Consider the following 3,754-nt stretch of genomic DNA (forward strand, 5'->3'; position numbering starts at 1 on the left):
CGCAGTTCCCGCTCGGTGTGCTCGTCCAGCTCAATCGTCTTGGCAACCCGCATCGCTCCAGCCTCCTGGGCGATTGGAGTATGCCGGCACGAATAAGTTCTAGAACATCACGCGCACTGCACTAGCTTCGATGACGCAAGCTTGTCGGCGGTCGGCTCGTCGCGCTCTGCTTTGCCCTCCGATGAAGGCTTGGCCTCAGGCTCAGTCGACACCCGTTCGAGCGAGATGCGCACCTCGTCGCTGATGCGAATGATTCGCTGTGCTTCTTCGGCGACATCCTTGTACAACTCAGCGTCTTCGGAGCGTCGAACGAGGATGCCCATTTCGTTGTTGTTAACCTGGCTGAACTCGTAGAGGTTCAGGCTGGTCACGATGCACAGCTCCTCGTTCATGTAGCACTTTGCGTGCAGGTTGCGGCAGAAGCTGGTGCGGATGAAAGTGAGCCCTCGCAGCCACTCGATCTCCTGCGGCTGCAGCTCGCTCTTGCCGTAGACGATGCGCACGTCGATCTTCAGGCGATTCTTGTCGGAAAGAAGCTCCTTCATCCGGTCGTTCAGCTTGAGGTAGGGGCTGATGAGGATGAGGCGGTCCTGAGCGTCCTTGATCAACTCCTCGAGGAAGTAGTTGGTGCCGCTCGTGTTCAGAAACTTCGCCATTCGAATCGTGTCCCGTGGTTGTTGTGGCAGCTTGCACGCCAACCTGGCGCGAGCAACGCTACCTCACCACGCATCTTGCCAAACGGAAGCTGTGGCCGAGCTCGCATCGGCTGGTCGTCTGTGTGCGAGTTGGCATGCAAGGCGTGGGCGGATGGCCATGCTCGCCTTCTACGTGGACGCCGCCGGCAGGGGAAGGGGCCGCTGGACGCGCGGCTCGCCAAGCACTCGACCAGCAGGTTGGCGTGAAGCAGTCCGGGTGACCTTCACCGCCCTGCGATACGGTCAGCTTCGCTGCGGATGACCGATGTGGGCCGGCAGCCCCGATTCGGCGCGACCATGAGCGAGCGTTCGGCGCAAGGCGACCCTCCGTCGGGACCGAGAACCGTCAACGACCGGTTCCATTGGTAGGCCGGTCGGCTCCCCCTCGAAGCTCCCGTTGACCGCTTCGGGCCGCCGCCGGCATTCGTCGACCAAAGCCGAATGTTGCAGACCAGTCAGTCTGATCCAGTCGTTCGGCCAGTGAGGTCGAAAGTCAGCAGAAGGCCGTGACCGACCGTGGAAGCCTTTGACGGGTTGGCTAAGGCCTGTTCTCGTCAAGTTCGACGCTACGGGTGAACCTGTAACAGCTCGATCGAGTCTAGACCGACTTTATTGCGCTCCGACAGACTTTATTCCCGCTGAACAACAACCGCGCCGTTCGAGCCCCTCACTCCACCGTCACGCTCTTCGCCAGGTTGCGCGGCTTGTCCACATCCGTCCCGCGCGCGCACGCCGTGTGATACGCCAGCAGCTGCAGCGGCACCACGTGCAGCAGCGGCGAGAGCGCGCCGTAATGTTCGGGCATGCGGATCACGTGCACGCCCTCGCTGCTCTCGATGCGGGTGTCGGCGTCGGCGAACACGAACAGCTCGCCGCCGCGCGCGCGCACTTCCTGCAGGTTGCTCTTGAGTTTTTCCAGCAACGTGTCGTTGGGCGCCACGGTGACCACCGGCATCGCGGCGGTCACCAGCGCGAGCGGCCCGTGCTTGAGCTCGCCGGCCGGGTAGGCCTCGGCGTGGATGTAGCTGATCTCCTTGAGCTTGAGCGCGCCTTCCAGCGCCACCGGATAGTGCAGGCCGCGGCCCAGGAAAAGTGCGTTCTCCTTGCGCGCGAACTCCTGGCTCCAGGCAATGACCTGCGGCTCCAGCGCGAGCACCGCCTGCAGCGCTGCGGGCAGGTGGCGCAGCGCCTTGAGGTGCGCCGCCTCGGCCTCGGCATCGAGGTGGCCGCGCAGCTTTGCCAGCGTGAGCGTGAGCAGGAACAGGCCGGCGAGCTGGGTGGTGAAGGCCTTGGTGGACGCCACGCCGATCTCGACGCCGGCGCGGGTGAGGTAGGCAAGCTCGCATTCGCGCACCATCGCGCTGGTGGCCACGTTGCACACCGTGAGCGTGTGCCGCATGCCCAGGCCGCGGGCGTGCTTGAGCGCGGCCAGCGTGTCGGCGGTCTCGCCGCTTTGCGTGATGGTCACGACCAGGGTGCGCGGGTTCGGCACGCTGCTGCGGTAACGGTACTCGCTGGCCACCTCGACGCTGGTCGGGATCTTCGCGATGCCCTCGAGCCAGTACTTGGCGGTGCAGCCGGCGTAATAGCTGGTGCCGCACGCCAGGATCAGCACGGAATCGATGGCGTCGAACACCGCGGCCGCCTTGGCTCCGAACAGCTCGGGCACGATGCCCTGCACGCCTTCGAGCGTGTCGCCGATCGCACGCGGCTGCTCGAAGATTTCCTTTTGCATGTAGTGCCGATACGGACCGAGCTCGGCCGCGCCAGTATGGGCGAGCACGGTGCGCACCTCACGCTCGACCCTTTTGTGGCGGCCCGTGGCGTCACGCGCGACGATCCAGTGGCGGCCGGGCTGCAGATCGACCACGTCGCCCTCTTCCAGGTAGACGATCTGGTCGGTCACGCCGGCCAGTGCCATCGCATCGGAGGCAAGGAACATCTCGCCGCCCTGCGTGCCGATGCCCAACACCAGCGGCGAACCTTCGCGCGCGCCCACCACGCGCTGCGGCTCGTCGCGGCAAAACACCGCGATGGCATAGGCGCCGCGCAGACGCAGGGTGGCCTGCTGCACGGCCTCGAACAAGTCGGCCTCGTAGAGCGAATCGACGAGATGGGCGATGACCTCGGTGTCGGTCTGGCTCGTGAACACGTAGCCGCGCGCCTGCAGTTCGGCGCGCAGTTCGTCGTGGTTCTCGATGATCCCGTTGTGCACGAGGGCGATGCGGCCCGGGCGCTGGGCATCGGCCAGGGCGCCGGCGCCGCTCGAGGGCCCGGTAGAGAAGTGCGGATGGGCGTTGTGCAGCGCCGGTGCGCCGTGCGTCGCCCAGCGGGTGTGCGCGATGCCGGTCGTCCCTTCCACGTTGTCGGCCCGCACCTGGGCATCGAGTTCGGCGACGCGCGCAGTGCTGCGGCTTCGCCTGAGCGCCCCGTGCTGGTACACGGCCACGCCGCAGGAGTCATAGCCGCGGTACTCCAGACGCCGGAGTCCCTCGACCAGCACCCCGACGATGTTGCGCGCCCCGACCGCGCCTACGATTCCACACATGGTTCGTTTCCCAATTTGCAGTTCTGACAAAGCCGGATGCTAGGGAACTAGTCTCGGAATGAGCTTCCACTAAACTTGTCGTAATGAAACAATACGTCCCGAATGAACAGTCATGGATTCTTCTTTCATGAATGTGGCTTTCGTTAATTATTCGTCTCAATGATCAACGGCCTGGACAGTCTCGATATACGCCTGCTCGTTCAACTGCAGCGCGACGCATCTCTGTCGAACCTGGCGCTGGCCGAAGCAGTGAAGGTCTCGCCGGCCACCGCGCACCGACGCGTGAGCCGCTTGCGCTCACTGGGGTTCATCGAACGCGTGGTCGCACTCCTGTCACCGCAGCGGCTCGCCGACGCCGGCGTGCCGGTACTGCAGGCGCTGCTAGAAGTCACGCTCGACGTGCAGGCCGCAGAAAAGCTCGACGCTTTCGAGGTGCGCGCCCTGGCCGACACGGCCGTGCAGCAGTGCTGGCGCGTATCGCCCGGGCCCGACTTCATGCTGGTCGTGGCGG

At 64.9% G+C, this 3,754-nt stretch carries 3 protein-coding genes; 1 reads left to right on the forward strand and 2 read right to left on the reverse strand.

All coding sequences use genetic code 11. The features are described 5' to 3' along the window. Positions 1–107: 107 nt before the first annotated feature. On the reverse strand, positions 108–656 hold the full coding sequence (locus tag H0W38_RS18685) for a phospholipase D family protein (RefSeq protein ID WP_292456943.1): 549 nt from the start codon (positions 654–656) through the stop codon (positions 108–110). A 706-nt stretch (positions 657–1,362) separates the two neighbouring features. Then, positions 1,363–3,243 (reverse strand): glutamine--fructose-6-phosphate transaminase (isomerizing), encoded by a 1,881-nt coding sequence (gene glmS / locus H0W38_RS18690; protein WP_292456946.1) that lies wholly within the window; start codon positions 3,241–3,243, stop codon positions 1,363–1,365. Positions 3,244–3,402: 159 nt separating this feature from the next. On the opposite strand from glmS, the gene H0W38_RS18695 reads away from it, so the two are divergent. Then, positions 3,403–3,754 (forward strand): AsnC family transcriptional regulator (locus tag H0W38_RS18695; RefSeq protein ID WP_292456948.1); only part of this gene is annotated, 352 nt, incomplete at its 3' end.

The organism is Methylibium sp., assembly GCF_013817365.1.
In the GTDB taxonomy this organism is placed as follows: Bacteria; Pseudomonadota; Gammaproteobacteria; order Burkholderiales; family Burkholderiaceae_C; genus Methylibium.